This window comes from Alcanivorax sp. HI0083 (assembly GCF_001635175.1).
Genome location: NZ_LWFX01001082.1, coordinates 1 through 4,826, shown reverse-complemented (window position 1 = coordinate 4,826; position 4,826 = coordinate 1). Strand labels below are relative to the sequence as shown.

Sequence of the window (4,826 nt, the reverse complement as noted above, 5' to 3'; positions counted from 1 at the left end):
CCGGCCGGGAAACGTAACCCTAAAGCTGTAGATAAAGTCGCCGAGGCCATGGCCGCCTCCATGGCCAACCGGGATAAACGCCTGGCAGCCGTGCCGGCGCTGGAGTGGCCGGATCTTCCGGTGGTGGCCAGCCGGGAGGATATCAAGCAGGCGATCAGCGACCACCAGGTGGTGGTCATTGCGGGGGAAACCGGCTCCGGTAAAACCACCCAGTTACCCAAAATCTGCCTGGAGCTGGGACGGGGCATTGAAGGCACCATCGGCCACACCCAGCCACGGCGATTGGCGGCCAGAGCGGTGGCAACCCGGGTAGCGGAAGAGCTGCATAGCCCACTGGGAAGCGCCGTGGGGTTCAAGGTGCGGTTCTCCGAGCAGGTCAGTGAACATTCGCTGATCAAGGTGCTCACCGATGGCATGCTGCTAAACGAAATTCAGCAGGACCGGTTCCTTAATCAATACGATACCCTGATTATTGATGAGGCCCACGAGCGCAGCCTGAACATCGATTTTCTGCTTGGCTATCTCAAGCAGCTGTTACCACGCCGGCCAGATCTGAAAGTGATCATCACCTCGGCCACCATCGATCACCAACGGTTTGCCGAACATTTCGGTGGCGCCCCGGTGCTGGAAGTGTCCGGGCGTACTTTCCCGGTGGAGATGCGTTACCGGCCACCCGCAGACGGGCAGGAGCTGTCCCGGCAGGTGGAAGATATCCTGCTGGAAATTCAGCGTGATGAACGTCGCGATGGCCTGCCCATGGCGCGCGATGTGCTGGTGTTTCTGGCCGGTGAACGGGATATTCGCGATGTGCACCACCATCTGAAACGCTGTGCGACACAGGGTTCCAGCCTGCGCGACACAGAAATTCTGCCGCTGTATGCGCGTCTCAGCCAGGCCGAGCAGCATCGTATTTTTTCTGCCCACCGGGGGCGCCGCGTGGTACTCAGTACCAACGTGGCAGAGACCTCACTCACGGTGCCCGGCATTCGCTATGTGATTGATGCCGGCACCGCGCGTATCAGCCGTTATAGCGTGCATTCCAAGGTACAGCGCCTGCCGGTGGAGCCGGTGAGCCAGGCCAGTGCCAATCAGCGGGCCGGGCGTAGCGGCCGCGTAATGCCGGGTATCTGTTTCCGCCTGTTTGACGAAGACGATTTTCTCAATCGGCCGGCGTTCACCGACCCGGAAATCCAGCGCACCAATCTGGGGGCAGTGATTCTGCAGATGGCAGACCTGCGCCTGGGCAAGGTCGAAGATTTCCCCTTTATCGAACCGCCGGATGGCCGGCTGATCCGCGATGGTTACCGGTTGCTGGATGAGCTGGGCGCGTTGACAGAAAAACAGACGCTGACCGCACTGGGGCGGCAGCTGGCACGTTTCCCGCTGGACCCCACTCTGGGCCGAATGCTGGTCGCGGCGGCGGAAAAGAAAGTGTTGCGCGAGGCCTTGATCGTGGTGTCCGCACTGGCCGCCCAGGATCCTCGGGAACGCCCCCATGATAAACAACAGCNGGCGGATCAGGCCCACCAGCCTTTCACCGACAAGGAATCGGATTTCCTGTTTTTTGTGAAGCTGTGGCAGTGGGCGGATTCCCAACGCGAAGCCCTGAGCCGCAACCAGTATGAGAAGCTGCTCAAGAAAACCTTCCTGTCTCCCACGCGAATGCGCGAATGGCGCGACACTCATCGTCAACTATTATTGCTGAGTAAAGAGCAGGGGTGGGAGCTGAACGCGCCAGTGGAATCCGGATTGCCGTTAAGAGAACCTGATAAGGCAAAGAGCAAAAACGGCGATAACGCTCCTCCGTCCCCGCTCTACGCGCCGCTGCATCAGGCGTTGCTTACCGGGTTGTTGGCTAATGTCATGCAACGCACGGAAGAGGGCGAATGGTTGTCGACGCGAAACCGCAAGCCCCTGGTATGGCCGGGGTCGTCACTGTCAAAGACCAAGGCGCGCTGGTTGATGGCGGCAGAGCAGGTGGAGACCAGCCGGTTGTTCGCCCGGACCGTGGCAAAAACCGATCCGTTGTGGATCGAACAGGCGGCAGGGCACCTGCTCAAGCGACAATATTTCGAGCCGCATTGGTCGAAAAAGCGCGGCTGCGCCATGGCAAAGGAACAGGTCAATCTGTTCGGCCTGATTCTGGCCAGCGGCAGGCCGGTTAACTATGGACCCATTCACCCGCAAGAAGCCCGTGAGTTGATGATCCGTGAAGGCCTGGTCATGGGGCAGCTGACCCGGGAGCCGCCGTTTGTGAAAACCAATCGCAAGCGCTTTGAAGCACTGGAAGAGATGGAGCACAAACTGCGCCGTCGGGACATTTTGGTGGATGAAGAAGCGCGGGTGGCTTTCTACGACGCACGCCTGCCCGGTGACCTTCACACTGTCGCCGGGCTGATGAACTGGTACAGCAAACACGCCAGTGAGGAACAAAAAAATGCGTTGCTCATGGATGAGAGTTTTTTGCTTTCGCGAAGCCCGAATCTGGGCAATGACCAGTTTCCCGATCAGCTTAAACTTGATGGCCTTCGCCTTCCGCTGGAATACAGCTTCGATCCTACCGGGGAGCGTGACGGGGTCACCCTGATCGTGCCGCTGGCCGTGCTGAACCAGGTGTCCGAGGCGCGACTGGACTGGCTGGTGCCCGGTTTGCTCCGTGAAAAGCTGGAAGCGTTGATTCGGGCCTTGCCCAAGGCCCGCCGCCGCCATTTTGTTCCGGTGCCGGATTATGTCAGCGCCCTGATGGAAACCCTGACGCCGGATGAGCCGTTGCTGCCGGCCATGACCCGAGAACTGCAGCGCATGACCGGCCTTCGTATCGAGCTGGAGGAGTGGCAGGCGGCCACCTTGCCGGACCATCTGCGCATGTTTATTCAGGTGGTGGATCGCGTCGACGGCAAACGCAAGGTCCACGCCCAGGGGCGCAGCCTGGATGATGTAAAAGACCGGCTCGCTGGCGTCACCCGGGACTTGCCCAAACCTGTCGAAGCCGCGCCGGCATTGCGTGGTCAGGAGTGGCTGTTTGGTGAGCTGCCGGAAACCGAGGATCAGGATTTGGGAGGCATGACCGTACGTCGTTTTCCGGCCCTGGTGGATGTTGGCAGCGAGGTAGAGCTGCAGTATCGGGACGATGACGTCGAGGCCGCCTGGGCACACCGATGGGGCACGGCCCGCTTGTTGAGCTTCAAACTGTCGGTGCAGCTACGGGATCTGCGCAAGCAGGCCTCGCAAATGGCGGGTTTCCAGAAACTGAAAAGCGAGAAAGGCGCCATGGCCCGTAATGCGCTGGATCACGCCTTGCTGCGGTTATTGGCCGAACATTTCCGTCTGGATGAGCCGGTGCGTAACGAGGCGGCGTTTCGGGACCGACTCAATGCCCACCGTGGCGATTTTGTGCCCTGGGCACAGCAGCAATTGGCCACGCTGGGGACGCTGTTCGCGCACTACCGGCAGTTGATGGGGGCGCTGGAAAAGAACTTCCCGCTGGCCTGGGCCCATGCCCACCGCGACCTGAAGCAGCAGCTTGGACAATTATTTCCCGATGACGTGCTGTTACAGGTGCCCTGGGCCTGGTTACAGGAATACCCGCGGTTATTGGGGGCCATCGACCACCGCCTGGATAAGCTTGGCGGTCAGATCGGCAAGGATCGCACTCTCAGTGCGGAGCTGGAGGCGTACAGCAAACAGCATGAAACCCGCGCTGCAGGGGCGCCGTTATGGAAGCAACCCGAGCCCTTGCAGCGGTTTTTCTGGATGCTGCAGGAATACCGGGTGAGCCTGTTTGCCCAGCAACTGGGCACCAAATTGCCTGTGTCGGCGAAACGACTGAATAAACAGTGGGAGTTGTGCTGATAAGGGCGATGTACGGTGAACATGCTGGCCTGCTGCGCCGCAACCTACAGTGAAAGACGCAAACAGGCCTTTGAACGACCGTAATAACCAACAAATGGGCCCTGGTGCCTTTGCGCCGGGCCCGTTGAATCCGGATAATCGACCCATTATCTAATTTGCTGTAGCAGGGCGGCTGGCCCTGCATTAGTGCGAGGACTCGCTTGTGAGCTATTCGGTTGTAATCAGTGGTACCGGCCTGTGGACCCCGGACCAGACCATCACCAACGATGAACTGGTGGAATCATTCAATGAATACGTGGAGCGTTATAACGCCCGCAACGCACAAGCCATCGAGGCCGGCGAGCTGGAAGCCCTGGGGCCGTCCAACAGTGCTTTTATTGAAAAAGCGTCAGGTATCAAGCAGCGTTATGTGATTGATAAGACCGGGATTCTGGATCCTGACCGCCTCGCTCCCCGCATTGATGAACGCACCGATGATGAGGTGTCGATCCAGGCGGAGATCGCCGTAAAGGCGGCCAAACAGGCACTGGATCATGCCGGCCTGACAGCCAATGACCTGGATGCCGTACTGGTTGCTTGTTCCAATATGCAGCGTGCCTACCCGGCCATGGCCGTGGAAGTGCAAGCGGCCCTGGGTATGGACCACGGCTGGGGTTACGACATGAACGTGGCCTGTTCCAGTGCCACTTTCGGTATCCAGGCCGGCGTGGATGCGATTCGCAATGGCAGCGCCCGCCGGGTACTGATGGTGAACCCGGAAATCTGCTCGGCACACCTGGCCTGGGAAGACCGTGATTGCCACTTCATTTTCGGCGACGTGGCGACTGCCGTGATTCTGGAACGCAAGGAAGATGCAACATCTGGCAATCAATGGGAAATTCTGGGTACGCGCCTGCAAACCAAGTTTTCCAACAACATCCGTAATAACTTTGGCTTCCTGAATCGGGCTGATGAGCGTGGCGTGGGCGCCCGTG

The 4,826-nt window shown here is 59.4% G+C and carries 2 protein-coding genes; both read left to right on the top strand.

Annotated features, from left to right (window positions below; all coding sequences use genetic code 11):
• Window positions 1-3,852, top strand: a 3,852-nt coding sequence (gene hrpA / locus A3754_RS14380) for an ATP-dependent RNA helicase HrpA (protein ID WP_063520249.1), incomplete at its 5' end; no start/stop codon positions are given.
• Between the two features lie 202 nt (window positions 3,853-4,054).
• Window positions 4,055-4,826: beta-ketoacyl-ACP synthase III (locus tag A3754_RS14375; RefSeq protein ID WP_063520248.1), on the top strand; the 772-nt coding region annotated here is incomplete at its 3' end.